This window comes from Methylocella sp., from assembly GCA_037200525.1.
Lineage (GTDB): Bacteria > Pseudomonadota > Alphaproteobacteria > Rhizobiales > Beijerinckiaceae > Methylocapsa.
Genome location: JBBCGG010000001.1, coordinates 3,238,668 through 3,263,364, shown reverse-complemented (window position 1 = coordinate 3,263,364; position 24,697 = coordinate 3,238,668). Strand labels below are relative to the sequence as shown.

Here is a 24,697-nt window from a genome sequence, read left to right as displayed (position 1 = left end):
TCCGATATAGTTGTCAGCCAGGGCTTTGGCTGTCCAAGCGTCGCGCAACGGCGGGCGACGCTGAGAAAAGTTGGTTTTGCCTCGGGCCAACGGTGGTTCGCATTCTGTCAATCTGGCGGCACGTCGTGCGCCGATTTTCGAGCCAATGTCATGTCGCGCGACGCTTCCGCCTATTCCTGGATCTTTGACTCTATAGCTTGTCGCCGCCAAAGCGCTCGGCCGCGTGTGGTCTATCCGAGTATCGCGACCTCGCGTCGGCGATCGAAGGACGACGGCGTTGGCGTCGTCGTCCTGTTGGCGGGGCGCGCATGACCAAGAAAGCCGTCAAAAGCGCTTGTCCCTACTGCGGCGTGGGGTGCGGCATCGTCATGGAGGTTGACGGCGGGAAGATCGTGAAAGTGTCGGGGGACAAGTCCCATCCCACGAACTTCGGCCGCCTCTGCACCAAAGGCGCGACCTGCGGCCAGCCCGTCGCAGCATCCGGCCGCGCCTCCAAGCCGTTCGTCTCCCGTCAGGACGGGTCCGACGAGGGTTTGACCATGGACGAGGCCATTACCCGCACCGCTGGGAGCCTGCGCGCGATCATCGACGCCCATGGCCCCGATGCGGTGTCCTTCTATATTTCTGGACAGATGTCGATCGAGGCGCAGTACCTCGCCAACAAATTGTGCAAGGGCTTCGTCGGCACGAACAACATCGAGTCCAACTCGCGGCTTTGCATGGCGAGCGCGGCGAGCGGCTACAAGCTGTCGTTGGGTTCGGATGGGCCGCCCGGCTCCTACCAGGATTTCGACAAGGCGGACCTGTTCTTCGTCATCGGCGCAAACATGGCCGACTGTCACCCGATCCTGTTTCTACGGATGATGGACCGTGTGAAGGCCGGCGCGAAGCTGATCGTAGTCGATCCGCGCCGCAACGCCACCGCCGACAAGGCCCATTTGTTCCTCCAGGTCCGTCCGGGTTCGGACCTGGCGCTGCTGAATGGCCTGCTGCACTTGTTGGTAAGGGCGGGCAAGATCAATGAGACATTCATCTCCGCCTTTACCGAGGGCTGGGAGGTCATGCCGGCCTTCCTCGAAGACTATCGGCCGGAGAGGGTCGCCGAGTTGACCGGCGTTCCCGAAAATGACCTTCGCAAGGCAGCCGAATGGATCGGCGATGCTCCCGAATGGATGAGCTGCTGGACGATGGGGCTCAACCAGAGCACCCACGGGACCTGGAATACCAATGCGATCTGCAACCTGCACCTCGCCACAGGCGCGATCTGCCGGCCAGGCAGCGGTCCGTTCTCCCTGACGGGACAACCCAACGCCATGGGCGGTCGCGAGATGGGCTATATGGGCCCCGGTCTGCCCGGCCAGCGCTCGACGGTGAGCGAAGCCGATCGCGCCTTCGTCGAAGCGCGGTGGGGCGTGCCGGGGGGAACGCTGCGCGCCGAGTCGGGCGGCGGCGCGGTCGCCATGTTCGAGGAGATGGCCGCGGGCCGGATCAAGGCCTGCTGGATCATGTGCACCAACCCGGTAGCGAGCGCGCCCAACCGCAAGACGGTGATCGCCGGCCTCGAAGCGGCCGAACTGGTCATCACCCAGGACTCATATCTCGAAACCGAGACCAACGCCTACGCCGACATCATTCTGCCGGGCGCGCTCTGGGCCGAGGCCGAGGGGGTGATGATCAACTCCGAACGGAACATGACCTTGATGCGCAAGGCGGTGGAGCCGCCAGGGGAGGCGCTGCCGGATTGGCTGATCATCGCCCGAGTCGCACGCGAGATGGGTTACGGACGCGCCTTCGCCTATCAGTCGGCCGCCGAAGTGTTCGAGGAGATCCGCCAATTCTGGAATCCGAAGACCGGCTACGACGTTCGCGGGGCCAGCCACGCGAAGCTAGCGGAGACCCCGCTGCAGTGGCCGATCGCCCCGGAGGCAGCGAGCGAGCGCAATCCGATCCGCTACCTCAACAACGGCGTCAGCCAGTCCCTGCGCGTGGAGGACGGACGCCGGCCCCAGATCGCCTTCGCCACCGAGCGCGGCAAGGCGTTTTTCCTACCGCCCCCCCACATGGCTCCAGCGGAGATGCCCGACGCCGACTTCCCCTTCGTGCTCAACACTGGCCGCCTCCAGCATCAGTGGCACACCCTCACAAAGACCGGGAAGGTCGCCACGCTCAACAAGCTGAATCCCGGTCCCTTCGTAGAACTGCATCCTGATGACGCCCGCGCCCTCAAGGTCGCCGACAAGGACCGGGTCGAGATCCGCTCGCCTAGGGGACGGGCAGTGTTGCCGGCCGTCGTCACCGACCGGGTCCGGCCGGGAAACTGTTTCGCGCCGTTCCATTGGAATGATGTTTTCGGCGATGACCTGGCGATCAACGCGGTCACCAGCGACGCGGTCGATCCGGTATCGTTGCAGCCAGAGTTCAAATTCAGCGCTGTCGCTTTGACCCGTGTCGGCGGGCCTGCCGAGGTCGCCCCCGCAGACGGGGGCGGACCGGCTGTTCCGAGCGCGGCTCCGGCCCCCGAGCTTGCGGCCGTCGCGCCGCGATCCGAAGTCGCTGCGGCTGAGCGCGCGGCCATGGCGAGGGTGGAGTTCGCCACCATCGCCGGCGCCCTGGCGACGCCCCACGCCGCGGTCGAGGCGTTCGCCCAGCTTGTCGGGGTGCAGTCGGGAGGCGCGCCGCCGCTGGGGGCCGACGACCATTTGTACCTCCAGGGTTTCCTCGCCGCGCTGCGTTCAGATGGCTCTGCGGTCGGTACGGTCCCCGTGCTGCCGGCGACCGCGCCGATGGACCCGGGCAAGCGCCACTATCTGAACGGTTTGCTGGCGGGTCTCTTCTCTCGGACCGCAGCGCCCGGCGTAAGCCCGCTCCCGCCTGGATCGAGCGCACCGAAAGTCGAAGCGCCGGCGCCCGTTCCGGTTGTTGCCGGCGAGGCCGCGGCGAGGACCGAACGTCCGGAGGTTCTGATCTTGTGGGCGTCCCAGACCGGCAACGCCGAGGAAGCCGCTAAGCGTTGTGAGCGCCGGCTGCGGGCAAAGGATTATCCGACCCGCCTCATCTGCATGGAAAACGCCAGCCTAGCCGACCTCGCGAGCGCCGCAATCGCTTTGGTGGCGACAAGCACCTTCGGCGACGGAGATCCGCCTGACAACGGCTCGGCGTTCTGGAGCGCGCTATCCGGCGCCGCGGCGTCCTCGTTGGCGTCCCTGCAGTTCGCCGTTCTCGCGTTCGGGGATTCCAGCTACGACCAGTTCTGCGGGTTCGGCCGCAAGCTCGATGCGCGCCTGGCGGAACTCGGCTCGCGCCGCATCATCGACCGCGGCGATTGCGAGCCCGACGACGAGGAGACGCCCAGCGCCTGGCTCGACCGCGTCTTGGACGCCTTGGGCGAGGGCGTCGACAGCCAAGCGCCGTCGTCGGCCAAGCCTCATCCTCTCGCGGCGCCGCTAGCGCCCCCTCCGTCCGGCGCGTCGGCCTCGATCGCCATGCCCTCGAACCCCTTCATTGCGGCACTTGAATGGCCGGCCGTCGGGGCTATGACCTACTCCCGCAAGAATCCGCTGTTCGCCCGTCTTAAACTCAACCGCGTCCTCAGCGGTCCCGGCGCGGCCAAGGAAGTCCGGCAGTTCGGCTTCGACCTCGCCGGCTCAGGCATGGCCTATCGGGCGGGCGACGCTCTGGGCGTATGGCCGACCAACTGCCCCGAGTTGGTGATCGAGCTGTTGGACCTGCTGGACCTGACCGGCTCAGAGGCCGTCACCCTCAAGGGCAAGGGGGAGATGCGGCTTGCCGAGGCCCTGCGCCGCCACCTCGAGATCACGCGGATCACCCGCGACTTCCTGGAGTTCGTCCGCGGCGTCTGGCCAGAGGCGCCGTTTTCGCCATTGCTGAACGATGATCGCAAGGGCGACCTGCAACACTGGATCTCGCGCCGCCAGATCGTCGACGTGCTGCACGATACGCCCATTCGCGTCGATGCCCAGGCCTTGGCGTCGGCCCTAAAACCCCTCCAGCCGCGCCTGTACTCCATCTCGTCAAGTCCGATGGAGCGCGCCAACGAGGTCCAACTAACGGTCTCTACCGTTCGGTTCGGCAGCGGCTGGGGCCGGCGAAAGGGGGCTTGCTCCACTTTCCTCGCGGACCGGGCCGAGGATGCGACCCTGCCGATCTTCGTGCAGCCGTCGCCGCACTTCCATCCGCCCCATGACCCGGCCGCACCCATGATCATGGTCGGACCGGGGACCGGCGTTGCGCCGTTCCGGGCCTTTTTGCAGGAGCGTCGCGCGACAGGCGCATCGGGCGATAACTGGCTTTTCTTTGGCGAGCAGCACGCGGCGAGCGATTTTTACTACCGCGACGAGATTGCCGGCTGGCGCTGCGACGGACGCCTCAGCCGGCTCGACCTCGCGTTCTCCCGTGATGACGAGGAGAAGATCTATGTCCAACACCGCATGTTGGAGCGGGGGGCCGAACTCTGGCGATGGCTCGACAGAGGGGCGCACTTCTACGTCTGCGGCGATGCGGAGCGCATGGCTAAAGACGTCGACATCGTCCTGAGGATGGTGGTGGCGCAGCATGGCGGCCTCAGCGAGGCCGATGCGGACGCCTATGTGAACCGGATGGCGCAGGAAAAGCGCTATGTGCGCGACGTGTATTGAGGCGGCGCTCCGCGCTCCAGTTAGGATTAGCCAGTCGGCTCTCCCGGAGACGGGAACTATCGTCAGACCCATTGATCGCTAAAAACTCTTCGGTTTAGCAAAGCCGCATGCGGCAACCGCATTAGCCGGAAGACGGTTTTGCCGCCAAACTACTGAAGGAACTATGGACAGCTATGTTGGCGCAGACGTCGCAATGCTTCGGGTTTCGTCAAACTGACTCGCAGAAACGTAGCGGCCGATGACGCTTAGGATATTGCTCATCGATGCTCAGGCGGATCGCGCGCAGGCGCTGGCGAAAAAGCTTTCTCAGTCTGGTTTTGCGACGATCTTGCGCGCTCAGGACGGTGCCGACCTCGCCGCGACCGTCAGGCAAACGATGCCTGACCTGATCATAGTCGATATGGCGCTACCCGATCGCGACGCTCTTGAAGACATCCGCGTTGTATCGGGACAGCATCCGATTGTTATGTTCGCCGGTAGCGACGATCCAGCTTTTGCCGAAGAGGCAATCGCTGCTGGCGTCTGCTCCTATAACCTGTCCGGCGTCGCTTCGCGGGATCTACGCCCCATTTTGGCTTCAGCCGTCGCCCTTTTCCGGCGCTACCGCCATATCGAGGACGAACTCGCGGCCGCCAAGGCCAAACTTGAGGAACGTCGGCTTATAGAACACGCCAAAGCGATCTTGATGCAGGGTCGTAAGATGACGGAGCCAGAAGCTTATCGTTGGCTTCAGAAGCGGGCCATGGACGAGAATAGAAAACTCGCGCAGGTCGTCGCCGAAATGGTCGAGCGGCATCAGATCGGAGATGAGGCGGAGCAGACAAAGAGGAAGCAAACATGAGCGCAGTGATCTCGCTCACAGCTGTCCGTAAAGCCTCGGCGCCGAAGATGCGTATTGGCCTGCTCCGGCTTACCGATAGCGCGCCCGTGATCGCGGCTTACGAATTTGGCTTTTTCGCTGACGAAGGCGTCGATGCCGAGCTGATTGTTGAACCCTCTTGGGCCAATATCGCCGATAAGCTCGCCTACGGCTTCTTCGATGCAGCTGTGATTATCCCGCCGCTTGCATTCAATATTCACCTTGGCGTTCGCGGGGCTTTTCAGCCTCTGATCATTCCATGCGGAATTAGCTCCGGCGGCAATAGCGTGACGGTTGTCCGCTCGCTTGGACATGATCTGCAAACCTGCGCGAGCGCCGAGGACGTTTCGCTGGCTGAGGCGTTGGGGCCCATGCTGCGGGGTCGTAACTTAACGTTCGGGGTCGTTCATGCTTATTCGAACCACAGTCTCCTCCTGCGCTATTGGCTCGCGACTGTTGGGATCGAGGCCGGGCGTGACGTCGCTCTGACGGTCGTGCCGCCGGCGCGCGCGGTGGAAGCCTTGGTCTCCGGGCAAATCGCCGGTTTCTGCGCAGGCGCTCCATGGGGAGAGGTCGCTCGCCGCGCCGGAGTTGGGCTGCCTATAGCGAGTTCGAACGACATCTGGCGCAACGCTCCAGAAAAAGCGCTTGCCGTACGTGCGCGCTGGGCGGAAGAAAAGCCTGAGACGCTTGCCGGAGTCGTCCGGGCCATAGTGCGCGCAGCGAAATTTTGCGACGAGCCGGAGAATGCTGCATACGTCGCGGCGCTGCTCTCGCGGCGCAAATATGTGGATATTGAGCCGCATGCGATTCTCGCGGATCTGCCCGGCGGATCGAACTCTGAGAACGGGTGCGGCTTTTATGGCGGGGCGACGCTTTTTCCCTGGCGGTCCCAGGGACTATGGTTCCTCAATGAGATGCGCCGTTGGGGTTTGATCGATTCGAGCGTCGACCTTCATCGGCTCGCCCTGCGAGTCTATCGCCCTGATCTCTATCGTTCAGCTGTGGCCAGCTTAGGAGAACCGGTTCCGGTGACCGACTCTAAGATTGAGGGCGCCCATAAGGCGGCATGGACGGTTGAAGCTTCTCCTTTCCTCATCGCGATGCGCGCGGACAATTTCTGCGACTCGGTAGTTTTCGATCCCGATCAGGTCGCGCCTCCGTCAGCGACGACGCGCAGCGCGGCGCACAATTTTTAGGGCGAAATTACTCGATATGCGGCAGGCTCCGAAAGAGAGGGCCGAAACGTGACCCGGCCCTTCACAGCACGTTATGGGCGCGCATTCGGATGGCCTATCGGATTGCTGATGACCTCGCAGCCATTAGGCTGCCTGCTCGCGATCGTTGGGCCTTGAAGATATTCTCATCAAGACTTCAACGGAGTGGAGAAACGGTCCGGCTCCCGCGCCGAAGGGTCCCGCGTCTTTTTGACCGATGGGCGCAGGACGCCTGAGGCCAGAATTGCCTATGCCGAGAACTTACACATCGCTTTTACGTGGCGATTTTGTCGCTCTGTAAAGATTATGCGAGGCCGCAATGCAAACGGGAGCCGGTTTGGTTGCCGGCTCCCGTCCTCCTCTGGAGGGTACGTCAAAACAGTCGAGCACCCCAAAAATTCGCTGTTATGACGCCCCACGGGAGCTGCAAGCAGATACCTCCGGCCACGCCGGGGCGGCGCCAAAATCAGGCGACCCGGCTAGCTCAGCCTAAGCAACGGAGGGTCGGTGAGTGCGCCGATGATGTCCGCCAAAAATAATTGAGGTATGGCGGCCCCTCGATCAAAGTGGGAACCTAAGTCGCCCGGCCATAGTTCCCTCGGATATGACATCAATCAATAATTAAAAAATGAAACGAGGAATTCATGCTCAGATTTTGGAATAAATGGCTTGCGCCATTTTCTTATTTTGAGTCCAATGCTGGACATGCGATTGGCATAAAAACCAGTCGTTTGGCAGATATACTGTATCAAAGCCACAAAGAGACTCGACGCCATGAAACAGACGCAATGGATTTAATTGCGAAGTTTGCTGGTCAAGCTTATTACGAGGCGGATCAACTTTCGAAAGGCTATGGGGTTAGTGACCAGCCCCGTTCGCACTGGGCGCGCGTAAAGATTGAGATAGCCCGTCGACGCGAGGTCGACGCCGGATTGAGCGGCTCAATGCAATGGGACTGAGCTACATAGCCGCCCTCGGCGATATTTGATCCCACCGCCAGTTATTTCGCTATCCTAATCGACCATAGGTGTAACTTGGCGGCGAAGGAGTCACGCCGTATTCCAGCTCCAGTATCAGCCTCGGATTCTCACGACACCTCATACCTCTGTGAAAGAGGAAAGGATCCTCTGCAAAGCCGAAGCCCTCGTCTCCCGTGATCGTTACGAATTTCGTGGCGTCGTAGTACTCTTCGAGCTCAGACGTTGGGCGAGCGACCGTGAAAGTCAGTTGATGCTTTAGCCGTCTGCGTCGATGGCTGCCCGGAATACATTGATGCGGCCCAGCTAGCTCGTCGGTTGGAGTGAGGTAGAAGAAATATTTTAGCGTTCGCCAATCGTTCATATCGAAGTGGAAATTATCCTGTGATGCGGCATGAAGATCCTCATCGGAGGCTCTGCTGGAGGGAAAGGTCCACCATAGGCGCGTTCGAACCGGAAAGGCCTTTTGACCAAGGTACGCGGTCGCTATGCTATAAAGCCCCGGATCGCTGCGCAGTTGAACTATTGCAGGACAATTTTCCGCGCTCTCAAAGTAATAACCGGCAAGCACATCGCGAGCGCTTTCCCTATTCACCTCGCTGTATTGGTGGGGGAGAAAACCATTTGACTCGTGGTCTCGCGAGAAACATGGGTTTCGTTCGGCGAAGCTACGGACCTCGCCGGCAATATTCTCGGGCAGGTTCAGCCCCAAGTAACAGCCATCACGAGCCAGGGACGAGACTACACTGGGCGCATCGAGCGCTGGAAACATGGACCCGCTCACTCTCGCCGGAATCCGAACAGGCGCCGAAGCGAAAAATCTTTCAATTCGCCGGGCGGCTAAAGTTCGGGCCAACAAGAACATTATCCCCCAGCCGGGCTTTTCGCGCATGTACTTCCAATAAGTGGGCGCGCGCATGCGGACCCGCTGGACCAAGGACATTTTCGCCATGAGTATTCCGTTCGTGAGTGCTGCATCTGCGCTGCGATTTGCGCCATGCTGCAACGTCGTTGAGGAGTAACATTGCCACGAAGACCGGCGCTAAGCCGGGCGTTAGTTGGAGGAAGCAGGGGCGAGACACGCTGAACCACGACTATGCTTCCCAGCCGAAACGTGTCCTGTCACTGGATCGGCGAGATCCGGCTTAGGCAGGAATTGGGGTATCTTCAAGACGCCAGCATCTCATCGAAAGGACGGGCAGCTGGCGCTAATGTTCGGCAGATACAATTGACGAATTCTGAGAAAGGCGCGATCAGTTCAATGTGAGGGCTCGGTGTTCGTCATATGAACGTCGTATATTCCGGTGCAATACGAATGCGGTAGTCCACGCGCAGCGGCGCGACACTCGAAATCGTGACGCGCCGTAGTAGGCCCTTCTTGGCGTGGATATAGATCTATTCTGAGGCGGCAATGACGAGCTTAGCCAAAATTCTAACAATCGCTTGGATATTCCTATGGATCGTTAGCGCCGGCGGCGTGATGATCGCCTATCTATTGTTTCTCCGCCACGATCATCGGGAACTATTGTTCGATTGGCTATGGATCATAAGTGGGGTCTCTTCCGTTCTGTTGGCCTACGCCGCCGACAGGGTTGGCATGAGCGGACACAGAAAAAGTCACGAATCCGAGAACTTAATTGTACCGGAAGACCGATTCGTTGAAGCCTCTAATCCTCGGGGAACCGAAGTACGCGGCCCGTTTAGGGCGAATGGCGCGTATTCCAACGCCACCCCTGCGGAATAAATGCAGTCGCGCTGACCTTGCCCCCTGAGGCTTATCCGGTTTGAAGTTAGTTCTGACCAAAGTTGAGCTGCTCCCGGATTTTAGGCCAGCCGCTGCTGGAATTTTCGCCGGTTTTGGCTCATGTCGGCAGCGATGCCGGTGAGCCATTGATCAGCGATATCGGGGCTTGTTTCCGATCGCGCTGTGGGGCCGGATTTCGTTGTAGTCCTTACGCCATTCCTCCATTTTCGAACGGGCGTCGTCAAGGCTCATGAACCAGTGTGCGTTCAGGCATTCCGCCCGAAACTTGCCGTTGAACGACTCGATGAACGCGTTGTCGGTCGGCTTGCCGCGCCGCGAGAAGTCGAGGACGACGCCGTTCTGGTAAGCCCAAAGATCAAAGTCGCGGGAAATGAACTCCGATCCCTGATCCACCCTTATGCTCTTGGGGTAGCCGACGACCTTGCAGATGCGCTCCAAGGTCAAAACGACATCCTCGCCGCGATAGCTAAAGCGCGGATCGACCGCGGGCGAGAAGCGTGAGAAGCTATCGACGACAGTGAGCACGCGGATTTTGCGCCCGGTCGCCAACTGGTCGTGAACGAAGTCCATCGCCCACGTCGCATTGGTCTCGATGGCGGCGCAGCGATCGTCGCGGAGCTTGGCTTTCACCCGTCGCTTTGGCGTCTTGTTGCGCAATTGCAGGCTCAGTTCCTTGTAGAGCCGATAGATCCGCTTTGCATTGACGAGCCAGCCTTCGCGGCGCAGCAGCACATGGATGCGCCGATAGCCGTATCGCACGCGCGTCTCGGCAAATCTCCTTGATCCGCTGTTTGAGGTCGGCCTGGCCGCCGCGCTTCGACTTGTAGACGCAGAGCGCTCGATCAACCCTGAGCGCGGAACAGGCTCGCCGGATTGATGCCTTCCAATCCGATCGGACCTCGTCGACAAGCTCCAGCTTGCGGCCAGGCGTTAGTGCTTTTTTGCCAGCACGTCCTGCAGCATGGCTTTGTCGAGAGACAGGTCAGCGACGATCCGCTTCAACTTGGCGTTCTCTTCCTCGAGTTGCCGCAGCCGCTTCATCTCGGAGGGCATCAGGCCGGCATACTTCTTCCGCCAGTTGTAAAACGGCGCATCCGAGAGTCCCGCCTTCCGGCAGACTTCGGCGACCGCCACACCGTCCTCAGCCTACCTCAGAATGAAGGCGATCTGCGCTTCCGTGAACTTGGTCTTCTTCATGGAACTCTCCTCGTCCCCAAGCGGGGACCATAAGTGGAAAATTCCAGCTTCAGATGGACCGATTTACCCGGAGCACGTCAATCCGAGGCCGCCTCCTTTATTTTATCCGCGTGTTAAGATCCGGCGCAGGGCGAACAGTGGCGAGCGGAGATTGCGAACGTGGAAAAGAATGACCGTGCGCGAGCTCGCGCCAACGGCCCTGAGGCGCTGACGCTCCGGCAGTTTCGCTATTTTATCGCTGCGGCGGAAACTGAGTCCGTGTCGCGAGCAGCCCATCAGATTGGCATTTCACAGTCGGCTATCACGGCGGCCATTCAGGCTTTGGAAGAGGAAACCGGCGCCGTTCTTCTGATCCGACATCAGAAAGGCGTGCGGCTCACTCACGAAGGGCACCAGATGCTGCGTCACGCGCGCCATATCGTGGCCGCGGTGGCCGATGCGCGTCGAGCCGTCAGCGTCCGACCGGGCGAATTTTCGGGGGACCTCAACCTCGGGGTTACCCGCATGGTTTCGGGCTATTACCTCGCCGATTTCCTGGCGCGATTCCGGCGTGTTTTTCCGCGTGTCGAGGTGCGCGTCACCGAGGAAGAGCGCAGCTATCTGGAACATCTTCTTCTTAATGGAGAGATCGATGTCGGACTGCTTCTCATATCCAACCTTGGCGATCGTCAGGCGCTGCAGACCGAATTGCTGATGCGCTCGACCTGGCGCGTTTGGCTCCCCTCGCAGCACCCGCTGTTAAGCTATTCCGTGCTGACGTTAGCACAGGTCGCGGCCGAGGGGGTCATCATGCTGACCACCGATGAACTCGCTGAAACGACGACCCGCTGCTGGGCCGACGCGGGCTTGCGTCCCAACGTCGTGATGAAGACCTCTTCCGTGGAGGCCGTGCGCAGCCTCGTCGGGACGGGGGTGGGCATCGCGACATTGCCGGACATGACCTATCGTCCATGGTCGCTTGAAGGGGATCGTTTGGAAGCCCGCCATTTGAGCGATGTTATTCCAAGCGTCGATGTCGGCTTGGTATGGCGTCGTGGCGCGGCGCTGCGCCCAGCCGCGCAGCATTTTGTTGAAATGTGTAGCGAGTTCAGCTCAAGGCGTTAGCAATTGGTTTTTCAGAACGACGGCGCCCGAAATTCTGACTTTCCTTTCTTGCGCAACGTTCTAGCATCGCGCCTGAAATTGCGGGAAAGTATCCGGGGGCGCACGATGCAGACAGAACTGCTCATCGGCGGCAGCTTCGTGGCAGGCCAGGGCTCTATAGAATCGATCGTCAACCCTGCCGCTGGCGCCGTCTTTCACATCATTGCCGACGCGAGCGAAGCGCAGGTGGATCAGGCTGTGCGCGCCGCTGAGAAAGCCTTCCCGCAATGGTCCCGTACAACGCCCGCCGAGCGTTCGGCGGCGTTGCTGAAGATCGCCGAGGCAATAGAAGCCAATGCGGAAGAATTCGCGCGCCTCGAGAGCCTCAATTGCGGCAAGCCACTCGCCCGCGTGATTGCCGACGAGATTCCGGCAATCGTCGATTGCTTCCGTTTCTTCGCCGGTGCTGTGCGGTGCATGCACGGCCAGGTCGGGGGGGAATACATCGCCGGTCACACCAGCATGATCCGCCGCGATCCGATCGGGGTGGTCGCCTCGATCGCACCCTGGAACTATCCGCTGATGATGCTGGCTTGGAAGACGGCGCCGGCTATCGGGGCCGGCAATACGATCGTGCTGAAGCCTTCGGAACATACCCCGCTGACGGCGCTGAAATTCGCGGAAGTTGCCGCCAACATCCTGCCAGAAGGCGTATTCAATCTTGTTCTTGGCCGTGGCGACACGGTGGGAGCGACCCTGATCTCGCATCCTGCTGTGCGTATGGCGTCGCTTACAGGCGACATCTCCACTGGGCGAAAGGTACTCGAAGCGGCGTCGCGCGGCATCAAGCGCACCCATCTCGAACTCGGTGGCAAAGCGCCTGTGATCGTGTTCGATGACGCTGACCTTGATGCGGTCGTCGCCGGCTTGCGCACCTTCGGCTACTATAATGCTGGCCAGGATTGTACGGCCGCCTGCCGCGTCTATGCGGGCCCTAAGATCTACGACAAGCTCGTTGCCGATCTTGCCTCAGCCGCGTCAACGATCAAGTTCGGCCCGCAGGACATGACCGATGCCGAGATCGGCCCGCTAATCAGCGAGCGGCAGCGCGGACGCGTCGCGAGCTTCGTGGAACGCGCGCGAGCGCTTAACCACGTTGAGGTAGTCACAGGGGGCAAGTCGGCCAGCGGCGCTGGGTTCTTTTACGAGCCGACCGTGATCGCCGGGGCGAAACAGGCCGACGAAATCGTCCAGCGCGAGGTTTTTGGTCCCGTCGTCTCGGTCACGCGGTTCGGCGACGAGGAAGAGGCTGTCGCATGGGCCAATGATTCCGAATATGGTCTCGCTTCGTCTGTCTGGACACGAGATGTCGGCCGCGCCATGCAGACGGCGGCGCGCCTGCAATACGGCTGCACCTGGATCAACACGCACTTCATGCTGGTCAATGAAATGCCGCATGGCGGCGTGAAGTCCTCAGGTTACGGCAAGGATATGTCGATGCTTTCGTTGGAAGACTATACGGTCGCCCGCCACATCATGGTCAAACTCTGAGCCCGGCCGTGAACGCCCATGCCCAAACGCCGGCTGGATCGCGACTTGAGGTCAGACCGGACGTGCTTCTACGCTTGTCCGGCGTTCGCAAGAAATACGGGGGAACGACGGCGGTCGACCATGTAGATCTTGAGGTGCGCCGCGGCGAGTTTTTCACCCTGCTTGGACCGTCTGGGTCGGGCAAGACTACAACTCTGCGCCTGATCGCAGGGTTTGAGCGTCTGGACGGCGGCGCCATCGAACTTGAGGGCGTGGATGTCGCCCGCACGCCGCCTTTCGATCGCAACATCAATACCGTGTTCCAGGATTACGCGCTCTTCCCGCATATGAGCGTCGCCGACAACGTTGCCTATGGGCTGAAAGCCAAAGGCATCAGCGGAGCGGTTTGCCGCGACCGCGTTGCCGAAGCGCTCCAGACAGTGCGATTGAGCGATTTAGGGCGCCGTCTGCCCGCTCAGTTATCGGGCGGGCAGCGGCAGCGTGTGGGTCTTGCCCGCGCCATCGTGAACCGTCCGGGGCTGCTCCTGCTGGACGAACCCCTAGGCGCGCTTGATCTCAAGCTGCGGCGCGACATGCAACTCGAGCTGAAGCACATCCAGGAGCAGGTCGGAATCACCTTCCTTTACGTCACGCACGACCAGGAAGAGGCGCTCTCGATGTCGAGCCGCATCGCTATCTTCAACCGGGGCAGGATCGAGCAGATCGGAACTCCACGCGAGATCTACGACCATCCGGCGACGGCTTTCGCTGCCGGCTTCGTCGGGACCTCAAGCCTGGTGAAGCGAGGCCGAAGCATTCTCGTGCTGCGGCCGGAGAAGGTTCGATTGGCGCCGGCCGGAACCGCCATGACGGAGCCGGGCCTCCATGTCGAAAACGGGCGCCTCGAGGACGAGGTCTATTTCGGCATGTTCACGAAATATGTCGTTCGTCTTGGCGACGGCGCCTGTGTTGAGGCCGTTCAGCCGAACGCAGAAACGTCGTCGGGGCGTCTGGCCAGCCGTCGCGGAGAAGTGGTGTTGGTCGGCTGGCGGCCTGACGCGGTGTGCACGTTGGACGACGCCGGTTGAGGCTATGTAGGAGGGCAGGATGGGGAAAAGAATTGCGAGCGTCGCGACAATCATCGCGTCTCTAGTTGCGCCGACGGCGGGTTGGTCCGCGCCGGCCACGGCGAACTATCCCAAAGCAATCGGCAAGGGGGAGGGCGCGCTCAACGTCGTGGCGTGGGAAGGCTATGCGCAGGACGACTGGATAAAACCTTTCGAAACTGAAACCGGCTGCCAGGTGAACCGCAAATATGCAGGGTCCTCGGATGAGATGGTTGCTCTCATGCGCCAAGGCGGCGGCGGCGAATACGACCTCGTCTCCGCTTCCGGCGACGCCACGCTGAGGCTCATTTATGGCGGCGACGTGCAACCCATCGCAGTAGATCTCATCCCGGACTACAAGGATTTCGTCGAGGATCTGAAGTCGCCCCCGCACAACACCATCAAGGGCGTTCACTACGGCCTATCTTACGAGTGGGGGCCGAACGTCCTCTTATGGAACACGGACAAAGTCAAAGACGCGCCGACGAGTTGGGGCGCCATTTACGATCCCAAATATCAGGGCCAGGTGAGCGTCCCGGACAATCCCATCCAGATCGCCGATGCGGCGCTTTACCTGTCCAAGACCAAGCCCGAACTCGGCATCAAGGATCCGTACGAACTCACGCCCCGGCAGCTCGACGCCGTTGCCGACCTGCTCAAAGGTCAGCAGAAGGTGGTCAAGAAATATTGGGGGCTCGCATCGGACGAGATCGAGCTCTTCAAGAATGGCGACGCCGCAATCGGGGCCGCGTGGCCCTACATGACCAACACCCTGAAAGACGCGGGGACACCTGTCGCCGAAGTCATTCCGAGCGAAGGGGCCACGGGCTGGGCGGATAGCTGGATGCTCTCGGCGAAAACCAAGCATCCGAACTGCGCCTACAAATTCATGAGCTATGCCTCGACGCCTAAAGTGCAGGCGCAGCAGGCGATCTACTTTGGGGAAACGCCAGTCAATCTCAAAGCTTGTTCGGAAATGAATGCACAGCAAGCTGGCTCCTGCGAGAAATACCATCTGAACGCCCCAGCCTCTTATTTGCAGAGCATCAAGTTCTGGAAGACGCTTCTGCAGCAATGTTCGGATGGCAGCAAGACTTGCACGAGCTATACCGACTGGCAGAAGAAATGGCAGGAGATCAAAGGGTAGCGCTCTCGGCGCTGACGGCAGTCAGGGTCATATTCGCTTTCATCTCACCGGGCGAGAAGGAGGGCGGCAAGCCCCCGCCGGGCTTCCACGAGACTCCGGCAATTCGCGGCTAATCAACATGACCCTTTCCGCTCCCGTCCTTCATCAACGCCCGAGCCTCGCGCGCCGCATCTCGGCGGCGCTGTGGCGCAACTCGACCCTGGGCCTTTGGGCGGTTCTCGGGCCGCCGTTTACCTGGTTCGTCTTGATCTATCTTGCGGCGCTAGTCGCGCTCTTCGTCACGGCCTTCTGGAGCGTCGACGATCTTACGGCGAAATGAACAGAACCTGGACGCTCGACAATTTCCGCCAGATTGTCGGAAGCGAAACCTATCGCGCCATCGCGCTGAGGACGATCGGCATGGCCGCTGTCGTCACTGTCACGGATGCGCTGATCGCCTATCCGTTCGCCTATACAATGGCCCGGATCGCCGGGCCGAAACTCCGCGTGACGCTGTTCACGCTGGTCCTGCTGCCGCTTTGGTCGAGCTATCTCGCCCGCATTTATGCTTGGCGCCTTATCCTCGCCCACGACGGCGCTCTCAATTGGGTGCTGAACGCTTTAGGCCTGCCGGGCCTCGAGATCGGCTATTCGCGATGGGCGATGTGGATCGTTTTTTCCTACATCTGGCTGCCGTTCATGATCACGCCGCTCTACACCGCGCTCGACCGCATTCCGAATTCGCTGTTTGAAGCATCGCAGGATCTTGGCGCAAAGGCGTGGCGGACGACCGTCAAGATTGTGCTGCCCCTCAGTCTGCCTGGGCTGATAGCCGGCTCGATCTTCACGTTCTCGCTGACTCTTGGCGATTTCATCACGCCGGTTCTGGTGGGAGGCCCGGGGTCGGATTTCATCGGCAACGTCGTCTACGCCAATGTCGGCATCGCCAACAATGTGCCCTTTGCGGCCGCCTATGCCGCCGTGCCGCTCGTCGTCATGGCGCTTTACCTCATCGTCGCGCGCAGGCTCGGCGCCTTCGAGACAATGTGAGGCGCCATGCATTCGCTAACGACTCGCATCATCCTCGGCCTTTGGGCCGCGCTGGTCTTGACCTTCCTTTTCGGACCGATCGCGGTCATCGCCGTTTATGCCTTCAACGCGTCCAACATTCAGACTTGGCCCATTCCGGGGTTCAGCCTGCAATGGTTCGCCTCGGCCTGGCAAAATCGCGAGATACGCTCGGCCTTGGTCCTTTCCCTCGAAGCGAGCGTGATCGCGACCGCCATCGCGGTCGTGTTGGGCGCGGCGGCGGCTTTCGGGGTTCACCGCTTCCGCTTCTTCGGCCGCGAAACCGTTTCCTTCGTGGTGGTTTTGCCAATCGCGCTGCCCGGCATCATCACCGGTGTGGCGCTGAATTCATTCTTCACTCTCTGGAGCGTCGGCCTGTCGTTCTGGACCATAGTGATCGGCCATGCGACCTTCTGCATCGTGGTGGTCTACAACAACGTCCTGGCGCGGTTGCGGCGCATGCCGGCGTCGCTTGCCGAAGCCTCAATGGACCTCGGGGCCGACAGTTGGCGAACTTTCCGGCTGGTTACGTTGCCGCTGATCTCAGGCTCGCTGATCGCGGGCGCCATTCTCGCTTTCGCGCTGTCTTTCGACGAAGTAATTGTCACGACCTTCACTGCAGGCGTGCAAAATACGCTGCCGCTCTGGATCTTTGGCGCAATCCGCCTCGGTCAGCGCTTGCCCGAAGTGAACGTTGTGGTTCTTTTCGTGACTGCGATCACCTTCGTTCCGGTGCTCGTCGCTTATCGCTTCATGCAGCGATCCGAGTAACGTCGGCGGCTTGGCACAGATTTGCAGGACGGCGAAGCAGAATCGGGCAGAAGAACGAGATCGCCCGCCGTTAGGCGGGGCGTGGAACCAGACTTCCCGCGCCGCTCGACCGGAGGACGGCGCAGGTTTACTTACCTTTTCGGCGCGGTCGCGCCGGTAAAGCCAAAGGCGACCGGCCTCGTCTCGCCTTCCTGCGACAGCCAGGCCATCGCCCTGCATCTTCAGGAAATCTCGATTTACGCTGGCGCCCGCAGCGCATGCCATCCTCCTCGTCGCTCAGGCGGGATGCGGCGGGCGAAGCCCGGACTGCGGCGTATGTCGGATTTATTCAAGACTTTCGCCGCTTGCATTCTCGCCGACCGTGTCGAATTCGTGCAACTATCCGCGATCCTCAAATCAGGATCGCAATCGGTCATGCAGAGATATTCGGCCTTTTCGCTCTTTCTCCAGGGACTGCGCGGCCATGAGGATTGGCGTCCGCAATGGAGGTCGCCGGAACCCAAGCCTGCCTATGACGCAATTATAATCGGCGGGGGAGGGCACGGCTTGGCTACTGCCTATTATCTAGCCAAGGAGCACGGGCTGGCCGAAGTCGCTATCCTGGAGCGCGGCTGGCTTGGCGGGGGAAATACCGGCCGAAACACGACGATTGTCCGCTCGAATTATCTGTTCGACGAAAGCGCGGTCCTTTACGACCATGCGGTCAAATTGTGGGAAGGTCTGTCACAGGACTTGAACTACAACGTCATGTATTCTCCGCGCGGCGTGCTGATGCTTGCTCATAACGTTCACGACATCCAGTCCTTCAAGCGGCACATTCACGCCAATCGCTTGAACGGAGTCGACAATGAATGGCTCAACGCCGAAGAGTGCAAGGAATTCTGCCCCCCGCTGAATATTTCGTCCGGCGCGCGCTATCCCGTCGTTGGCGGCGCCTTACAGCGACGCGGCGGCACAGCGCGGCACGATGCCGTCGCCTGGGGCTACGCCCGCGCCGCTGACGCGCGCGGCGTCGACATCATCCAGAACTGCGCGGCGACCGCGATCCGTCGCGACGCCGGCGGCGCGGTGGAGGCGGTCGAGACCACGCGCGGCGTGATCCGGACCAAGAAGATCGGCGTTTCGGCCGCGGGCAACTCCAGCGTCGTCATGGCGATGGCCGGCGTCCGCGTTCCGCTTGAAAGCTATCCGCTGCAGGCGCTGGTGTCTGAGCCGGTGAAGCCCGTCTTCCCGTGCGTCGTCATGTCAAACACCATCCACGCCTATATCAGCCAATCCGACAAGGGCGAACTGGTCATCGGCGCCGGGACGGACGCCTATGTCTCCTACAGCCAGCGCGGAGGTCTCCATATCGCCAACCACACACTGGAAGCGATCTGCGAATTATTCCCGATGTTCCGGCGCATGCGCATGCTGCGCAACTGGGGCGGCATCGTCGACGTCACGCCCGATCGCTCGCCGATCATAGGCAAGACGCCAGTGGCGGGACTGTACGTCAATTGCGGCTGGGGCACTGGCGGCTTCAAAGCGACGCCGGGAGCCGGCCATGTCTTCGCCCATACCATCGCGAGAGATGAGCCGCATGCCATCAACGCGCCTTTCACGCTCAATCGCTTTCGCGACGGTTTGCTGATCGACCAGGCCGCCGCCGCCGCGGTCGCCCATTAGAAGGCCGAAATCAATGTTGGCGATCAACTGCCCCTATTGCGGCCCGCGGCCGGAAATCGAATTCCAGTATGGCGGCGAGGCTCATATCGCTCGACCGGAAAACCCCTCTGCGCTGAGCGACGACGAGTGGACGGAATTTCTCTACATGCGCCGCAACCCGAAAGGTCTCCACTTCGAGCGTTGAAGACACACCCATGGCTGCGCGCGGTTTTTCAACGCCGTGCGAGACACAGTCAGTGACTTCTTCGTGACCACATATAAGGTCGGCGAGCCGCGTCCAGACCTCACCAAGCTGAAACAAGAGGCGGGTCGATGAGCGCGCCTTTTCGTAGCCTCGAGGGCGGCCGGCTCGATCGCGCGCGGCCGTTGCGCTTCACCTTCGATGGTCGAACTTATTCCGGCTGCCAGGGCGATACGCTCGCCTCGGCGCTCTTGGCCCATGGCGTTCACCTGGTCGGCCGTTCGTTCAAATACCATCGGCCGCGCGGCATCCTTGGCGCGGGAGCCGATGAGCCGAACGCCCTCGTTGGCGTCGGCGTTGATTATGACGGCCTGATTGCGGAGAGCCAGAATCGCTTCCTGTCGCTCGCCTTTGATGTCGGCGAAATAAACGACAAGCTATCGCAGTTCATCCCGGCCGGCTTCTACTACAAGACATTCATGTGGCCGAAACGCGCCTGGAAGAGTTTTTATGAGCCCAACATTCGCGCCATGGCGGGGCTCGGAAAGGCGCCCACAGCGGCGGACGGAGATCGATATACCCAGCGCTACGCCCATTGCGACGTGCTGGTGGTTGGCGGCGGCCCCGCGGGACTGGCGGCCGCTCTCGCCGCGGCGTCAACCGGCGTCAAGGTCATCCTCTGCGACGAGCAGGCCGAATTCGGCGGCTCGCTGCTGGCGGACACAGGCGCGACGATCGAGGGCAAACGCCTCTCGCAATGGACGGCGGAGGCGGTCGGGGCCCTGGCCGCGCACGGCAACGTGACCCTGCTGCCGCGAACTGTCGGCTTTGGCTATTTCGCCCACAATTTTGTCGGTCTCGCGCAGCGCCTCGCCGACCATTTGCCGACGCCAGACCCCGGCCGGCCCCGCGAACGGCTCTGGCACGTGCGCGCCAAGCAAGTGGTTCTGGCGACGGGCCCGCTCGAGCGTCCGCTTGTCTTTCCGGACAATGACCGGCCGGGCGTCATGCTCGCCGACGCCGCGCGCACCTATCTTAAGCGCTATGGCGTCAAGCCCGGCAGCCGCGCCGTCATCGCGACGGCGCATGACGAAGCCTATCGCGCCGCGATCGATCTCGCTCAGGTGGGCGTCGTCATAGAAGCGGGCGTCGATCTGCGTCAGGAGGCGAATGGCCCTCTCCCGGCCGCGGCAAAAGCCGCCGGCATCAAAATCATGACCGGGACCGTCGTCACCGAACCAAGGGTCATTTGCGTGTATCAAGCGTCAGGCTGGGAAAGCTGCGGCAGGACGGCCTCGTCAACGACGATGTCATCGATCAGCGGCTCCAGCACTTTGCGGGCGTTTGGCCCCTGCAGCGCGATCACTGCCCATTGTTCGGTGACTATCCACCGACCCGCGGCCCGGCTGTAACGGACGGCCTCGGCTATTCCTGGCGGTCATCGGCACGAGCAAAAGCGCCTATGGCAGGAAATTCGAATGTCATCAGTTGTTGGGTTCTTGGATCAAGATAAGACCAGATGCGCCTGCGCCGCCTGTTCCCACACCAGAACCACCGTTACCGCCTACTCCGCCGCCGCCGGGAAAGTTGCCTGGAAGGCTCAGAGTGCTTGCACCACTACCGGTGCAGCCGTAAGCCATAGACGTTCCAAATACGGCTCCTCCGATCCCAGAGAAATTGTCGTTGCCGTTGGTCGTGAACCCAATGCCGCCGGTGCTGCCGGGGAATCCGAATCCTCCCGATCCGCCAGTGCCGCCGATGCCTGGAACTCCCGATGCCGCGCCATGCCCCGGCATAGAAGTCATGAAAGACCCGAAGGATGACAACGTACCATTGAGGCCTGGCGACCCGCCTCCGCCAACGGCGACGGATATCCCGACTCCTGGAGTAATGGAGAAGACTCCCTGTCGATATTCCGTTCCGCCGCCTCCCGCGCCCGCGACGTGACTGCCTGCCCCGACGCTCTGCGCCCCTCCGCCACCACCCCATGCCTGAATATAGACTCTCGTGACGCCGGGCGATGGGGTGTAGGTTCCTGATACAGAGAAGCCAACGATGGTATTAACAGTCGGTGTGATCGTTGGATTTGGCGACTGGATAACTTGGATTTGGCGACTGGATAACAAAGACAGACCCGTTGTAAACGACGGTCGCGGTGTTGGTGGCGATAAGCTCTCCGCCAGTGAGAGCGACGAGACCTGCGCCAGTGATCTTCTGGACTGGAATCGTCGAGAGACCATTGACGGCGATCGTCGCCGCAGCCGTGTTGCTCGCAGAAACGACATTTGGAACGCTTAGCGCGACGGCATTAGCGGTACCCGTGGATACGCTGACCCAGGTCTGTTGGTCTGAAAAGCTCACTGCGAAACTCCGTTATCTGGCCAGCTCTGTTTTGCTGATCAATACATGCGCCGTTGGATGATGGGGCGAGTCGATCTCGGTCTGGAAATGCACCGTAAAGCGCAGACCAGAATCGTTGACATCGACTCCGGCTTCCTTCGCCGCTGCTTCAGCGATGAACTGCTCCAGTTCCTTCCGACGAAAGGCGATCCGCCGCAATCGTCCTTCTTGTTGTCATAGATGGGCAGCACAGCATCGGGATCACGGCTCAGAGCCGCGAAAGCTTCCTGCCACGCGATGTGATCCTCGTGCCGCCGCCAGTCGATAATTTCCACATGGCTTATGCCGCCGGGGAGCAAATCATCACGAAGGATTTTGCGAATTCTATCCTTGTCGGCATCGGTGCGATACAAATAATGCAGCTGGTCGCGACGCCGCACGACCTCCGCCTGCATCATGTCCAAATCCTTCGTCAAGCAAGCGACGGCTCCCGACGCCTGGATGACTTCTCGGGCCGCGATCTCAACACGGCGCTTTGACTCACTGACCTCACGTTCCTTGTCAGGAATAGCGGCCTCGCACGCGATCTGCGTTTTTCTCCAGTTGTCAACTTCATACGCGGCAGCCTCCTCCCGCGCCCGCTTCTCAGCAGCGGGGCGATCAAGTGTCGACACATCGAACGCCTCGCCGCCACGCAACGACCCCATGAGGCTAACCGCGAAATCATCATCACCAGATGCCGCGATTTCATCCCGGACCTCATCGAGCACATGAATCGCTGCGAATTTGTTGTCGCTTGCGATCCGGCAGGCGTCGTGAGCAACCTTGAGGTCTTGCTCGGCATCGGCGAGATCATTGATCGCTAGAGCTAGGGCCCAGACCCATAAAATGGTTGGCGTGACAGGCGGATTGTGATTCACAGCTTCCGAAAGGAAGCGACTATGAATCGGGATCAATTCTGGCTGACGGACGCGCAGTTCGCGAAGATCGCGCCGCATCTTCCCACGGACACGCGCGGCAAGGCGGGCGTCGATGATCGCCGGGTGATCAGCGGGATCATTCATGTGCTGAAATCTGGCGGACGCTGGATTGACGCGCCGCTGGAGTACGGGCCAAAGAAGACTCTCTACAATCGCTACGTTCGCTGGGCTGCTAAGGGCGTTTGGATCGATCTGTTCCACGCGCTTGCGCAAGCAGGCGGGCCGCCGGCGCAGGTCCTCATCGACTCCTCGGCGGTCAAGGCGCATCGCTCGGCCAGTGGCGGCAAAGGGGGGAGAAGAATCAGGCCATCGGCCGTTCGCGCGGCGGGCGCACAACCAAAATCCACGCATTGACCGATGCGGACTGCCGCCCGCTGTCTTTCATGCTCACCGGCGGCCAAATCGCCGATTGCTCGGCGGGCGCGGAGCTTATCGCGCGACTTCCTCCTTGCGAAATCCTCCATGGCGACAAGGGCTACGACGCAAATGCGATCCGTCGGCAGGTCGAGGAGCGCGGAGCTATGCCGAATATCCCGCCCAAGGCCAATCGCAGGTGGAAGAACTGCTTCTCGCCCTTCCTCTATCGAAACCGCAACGCCATCGAACGCATGTTCTGCCGCCTGAAAGACTTCAGGCGCGTGGCTACGCGCTACGACCGAAACGCATTAAACTTCCTCGCCACAGTCTGCATCGCCGCTACCGTTTGCTACTGGTTGTGAGTCTGGACCCTAGGCTCAGGACCTATTAAATTTGCCTGAGATGTGATTCCTGGTCTCCGCATGGGGAGGCTGGGATGAGTGATTTGTTTTTGTTGGGCGAGCGGCAGATGGCGCGGCTTGCGCCGCATTTTCCTCTGTCGCATGGCGTTCCGCGGGTTGACGACCGTCGGGTGGTCAGCGGAATCGTCTATGTGATCCGCAACGGCCTGCAATGGAAAGATGCGCCCAAGGATTACGGGCCGCACAAGACGCTTTACAATCGCTTCATCCGCTGGAGCCGGCTCGGCGTCTTCGACCGCATATTCGCCGCGCTCGCTGGCGAAGGTCCAAAGCCCGAGCGCATCATGATCGACGCCACGCATCTGAAGGCGCATCGCACAGCGGCGAGCCTGCTCAAAAAGGGGCTCTTCCCCGCCGTATCGGGCGCACGAAAGGCGGACTGAACTCGAAGCTCCACGTCGTTTGCGACGGCGCCGGCAAGCCCCTCGTCATGTTGCTCTCGGAGGGCCAGATGAGCGACCACAAGGGCGCGCGGCTGATGCTCAAGGCTTTACCGCCCGCTTCAATGTTGATCGCCGACAGGGGCTACGACAGCAACTGGTTCCGCGCCGCGCTGAAGGCCAGGGGCGTCGAGCCCTGCATCCCGCCAACCAGAAGCCGCAAGCTTCCCATTGCCTATGACAAGACGCTCTACCGCCAGCGTCACAAAATCGAGAACATGTTCGCCAAGCTCAAGGACTGGCGGCGCATCGCAACCCGCTATGATCGATGCGCCCACACCTTCTTCTCCGCCATCTGCATCGCAGCCGCCGTCCTCTTCTATCTCAATCAATGAGTCCTGAGCCTAGGTTTGCGCGCACCCCATCACGCGCTGAGGGTTGTATTTTCGCCATCTTGCTGACCCTCAAACGTTTCGAATGCGAGCAGCTTCGGGATGCTTCTCAGCGAAGCTCTGGATGGCGCGGTCGCGCTGATCGTGAACCGCCCGCTGGGCCTGCTGGAGAATGTCCGTGGGCAAGTTATCCATTGCACCTTTCTGCCCATTGCGGCCGACGCCGGTCACGACGAAGGGTACAGGCTGACTTTCCTTGCTGTCGTAGGCGCCGAGCGGGTTATTGGGGCTGCCGCCTTGAAGCCTTTGAGCTAATCATTGGTTAGCATCTGACTCACCTTTCGTTTTGTGATCCGAAGAAAGAACGTGTTGGTTGACGATAATTGTGCATTGACCCCGGCATCTTCGATCGCGCGAGAAGCTCGTCGCCGATAACCATGTAGTCGGGGTTAATCTCAGTGGAGCCAAATATACGCTGGCGGTGCCAACCTACACCTATGACAAGGGACTCAAATCGTTCAAGGACATCGCGAAATTCAAGGCGGCCTTGAAGGGGAAAATTTACGGAATCGAACCAGGCAATGACGGCAATCGTCTGATTCTGGGGATGATCAAGGATGACA

21 protein-coding genes and 4 pseudogenes are annotated in these 24,697 nt (G+C 60.9%); 19 read left to right on the top strand and 6 right to left on the bottom strand.

The features are described from left to right. Positions 1 to 308 precede the first annotated feature (308 nt). The 4 genes from WDN46_16045 (at position 309) to WDN46_16030 (ending at position 7,690) form a co-directional block, all read left to right on the top strand. On the top strand, positions 309 to 4,655 hold the full coding sequence (locus WDN46_16045) for a bifunctional nitrate reductase/sulfite reductase flavoprotein subunit alpha (protein ID MEJ0094872.1): 4,347 nt from the start codon (positions 309 to 311) through the stop codon (positions 4,653 to 4,655). A 238-nt stretch (positions 4,656 to 4,893) separates the two neighbouring features. Next, the gene (locus WDN46_16040; GenBank protein ID MEJ0094871.1) at positions 4,894 to 5,496 is read left to right on the top strand and encodes an ANTAR domain-containing protein; all 603 of its coding nucleotides are present in this window, start codon (positions 4,894 to 4,896) and stop codon (positions 5,494 to 5,496) included. Continuing rightward, complete coding sequence (locus WDN46_16035) at positions 5,493 to 6,713, top strand: CmpA/NrtA family ABC transporter substrate-binding protein (GenBank protein ID MEJ0094870.1); 1,221 nt, start codon at positions 5,493 to 5,495, stop codon at positions 6,711 to 6,713. The genes WDN46_16040 and WDN46_16035 overlap by 4 nt, the downstream gene beginning before the upstream one ends. A gap of 662 nt (positions 6,714 to 7,375) precedes the next feature. Next, a complete protein-coding gene (locus WDN46_16030) occupies positions 7,376 to 7,690 on the top strand; it encodes a hypothetical protein (protein MEJ0094869.1) in 315 nt (104 codons plus the stop codon). Positions 7,691 to 7,739: 49 nt separating this feature from the next. On the opposite strand, the gene WDN46_16025 is transcribed toward WDN46_16030, so the two are convergent. The 3 genes from WDN46_16025 to WDN46_16015 all read right to left on the bottom strand — a co-directional run bounded on the left by WDN46_16025 (position 7,740) and on the right by WDN46_16015 (position 10,607). Then, positions 7,740 to 8,660 (bottom strand): phytanoyl-CoA dioxygenase family protein, encoded by a 921-nt coding sequence (locus WDN46_16025; protein MEJ0094868.1) that lies wholly within the window; start codon positions 8,658 to 8,660, stop codon positions 7,740 to 7,742. A gap of 942 nt (positions 8,661 to 9,602) precedes the next feature. Further along, a complete protein-coding gene (locus WDN46_16020) occupies positions 9,603 to 10,319 on the bottom strand; it encodes an IS3 family transposase (protein ID MEJ0094867.1) in 717 nt (238 codons plus the stop codon). A gap of 84 nt (positions 10,320 to 10,403) precedes the next feature. Next, the gene (locus WDN46_16015; protein ID MEJ0094866.1) at positions 10,404 to 10,607 is read right to left on the bottom strand and encodes a transposase; all 204 of its coding nucleotides are present in this window, start codon (positions 10,605 to 10,607) and stop codon (positions 10,404 to 10,406) included. A 222-nt stretch (positions 10,608 to 10,829) separates the two neighbouring features. Between WDN46_16015 and WDN46_16010 the strand changes: the two genes are divergently transcribed. The 10 genes and pseudogenes from WDN46_16010 (at position 10,830) to WDN46_15965 (ending at position 20,441) form a co-directional block, all read left to right on the top strand. After that, positions 10,830 to 11,774: a LysR family transcriptional regulator gene (locus tag WDN46_16010; GenBank protein MEJ0094865.1), complete on the top strand. Its 945-nt coding sequence runs from the start codon at positions 10,830 to 10,832 to the stop codon at positions 11,772 to 11,774. Between the two features lie 105 nt (positions 11,775 to 11,879). Then, positions 11,880 to 13,304, top strand: a complete 1,425-nt coding sequence (locus WDN46_16005; GenBank protein ID MEJ0094864.1) for a gamma-aminobutyraldehyde dehydrogenase — start codon at positions 11,880 to 11,882, stop codon at positions 13,302 to 13,304. A 62-nt stretch (positions 13,305 to 13,366) separates the two neighbouring features. Further along, positions 13,367 to 14,371 (top strand): ABC transporter ATP-binding protein, encoded by a 1,005-nt coding sequence (locus WDN46_16000; protein ID MEJ0094863.1) that lies wholly within the window; start codon positions 13,367 to 13,369, stop codon positions 14,369 to 14,371. A 19-nt stretch (positions 14,372 to 14,390) separates the two neighbouring features. Then, positions 14,391 to 15,536 carry an ABC transporter substrate-binding protein gene (locus WDN46_15995; GenBank protein ID MEJ0094862.1) on the top strand — a complete coding sequence of 382 codons (1,146 nt, stop codon included), beginning with the start codon at positions 14,391 to 14,393 and terminating at the stop codon, positions 15,534 to 15,536. A 118-nt stretch (positions 15,537 to 15,654) separates the two neighbouring features. Continuing rightward, on the top strand, positions 15,655 to 15,855 hold the full coding sequence (locus WDN46_15990) for a hypothetical protein (GenBank protein ID MEJ0094861.1): 201 nt from the start codon (positions 15,655 to 15,657) through the stop codon (positions 15,853 to 15,855). After that, a complete protein-coding gene (locus WDN46_15985; protein ID MEJ0094860.1) occupies positions 15,852 to 16,565 on the top strand; it encodes an ABC transporter permease in 714 nt (237 codons plus the stop codon). The genes WDN46_15990 and WDN46_15985 overlap by 4 nt, the downstream gene beginning before the upstream one ends. A gap of 6 nt (positions 16,566 to 16,571) precedes the next feature. Beyond that, entirely contained in the window at positions 16,572 to 17,354 is a 783-nt protein-coding gene (locus WDN46_15980) for an ABC transporter permease (GenBank protein MEJ0094859.1), read from the top strand. A gap of 414 nt (positions 17,355 to 17,768) precedes the next feature. Continuing rightward, positions 17,769 to 19,022: a sarcosine oxidase subunit beta family protein gene (locus WDN46_15975; protein MEJ0094858.1), complete on the top strand. Its 1,254-nt coding sequence runs from the start codon at positions 17,769 to 17,771 to the stop codon at positions 19,020 to 19,022. Between the two features lie 13 nt (positions 19,023 to 19,035). After that, positions 19,036 to 19,338, top strand: a pseudogene (locus WDN46_15970) (sarcosine oxidase subunit delta). Further along, positions 19,335 to 20,441: pseudogene (locus WDN46_15965) on the top strand (2Fe-2S iron-sulfur cluster-binding protein). Before WDN46_15970 ends, WDN46_15965 begins: the two co-directional pseudogenes overlap by 4 nt. 246 nt (positions 20,442 to 20,687) lie before the next feature. Here the strand turns inward: WDN46_15965 and WDN46_15960 are convergent. From WDN46_15960 to WDN46_15950, 3 genes are all read right to left on the bottom strand, one after another. Next, on the bottom strand, positions 20,688 to 21,008 hold the full coding sequence (locus WDN46_15960; GenBank protein ID MEJ0094857.1) for a hypothetical protein: 321 nt from the start codon (positions 21,006 to 21,008) through the stop codon (positions 20,688 to 20,690). Positions 21,009 to 21,264: 256 nt separating this feature from the next. Beyond that, positions 21,265 to 21,564: a hypothetical protein gene (locus tag WDN46_15955; protein ID MEJ0094856.1), complete on the bottom strand. Its 300-nt coding sequence runs from the start codon at positions 21,562 to 21,564 to the stop codon at positions 21,265 to 21,267. Positions 21,565 to 21,602: 38 nt separating this feature from the next. Beyond that, complete coding sequence (locus WDN46_15950; protein ID MEJ0094855.1) at positions 21,603 to 22,499, bottom strand: hypothetical protein; 897 nt, start codon at positions 22,497 to 22,499, stop codon at positions 21,603 to 21,605. Here WDN46_15950 and WDN46_15945 point away from each other — a divergent pair. The 5 genes and pseudogenes from WDN46_15945 to WDN46_15925 all read left to right on the top strand — a co-directional run bounded on the left by WDN46_15945 (position 22,485) and on the right by WDN46_15925 (position 24,696). After that, positions 22,485 to 23,242, top strand: a protein-coding gene (locus WDN46_15945) for an IS5 family transposase (GenBank protein ID MEJ0094854.1) whose coding sequence is annotated in 2 segments (ribosomal slippage) — positions 22,485 to 22,824 and positions 22,824 to 23,242 — 759 coding nt in all. Because the reading frame shifts where the segments join, the coding sequence is not laid out codon by codon here. The two genes, WDN46_15950 and WDN46_15945, sit on opposite strands and share 15 nt — an antisense overlap. A 74-nt stretch (positions 23,243 to 23,316) precedes the next feature. Further along, positions 23,317 to 23,487: pseudogene (locus tag WDN46_15940) on the top strand (transposase). After that, positions 23,454 to 24,077 carry an IS5 family transposase gene (locus WDN46_15935; protein ID MEJ0094853.1) on the top strand — a complete coding sequence of 208 codons (624 nt, stop codon included), beginning with the start codon at positions 23,454 to 23,456 and terminating at the stop codon, positions 24,075 to 24,077. The pseudogene WDN46_15940 and the gene WDN46_15935 overlap by 34 nt, the downstream one beginning before the upstream one ends. A 99-nt stretch (positions 24,078 to 24,176) precedes the next feature. Beyond that, on the top strand, positions 24,177 to 24,389 hold the full coding sequence (locus tag WDN46_15930) for a hypothetical protein (protein MEJ0094852.1): 213 nt from the start codon (positions 24,177 to 24,179) through the stop codon (positions 24,387 to 24,389). 121 nt (positions 24,390 to 24,510) lie between these two features. Then, positions 24,511 to 24,696: pseudogene (locus tag WDN46_15925) on the top strand (glycine betaine ABC transporter substrate-binding protein). Position 24,697: the final 1 nt, after the last annotated feature.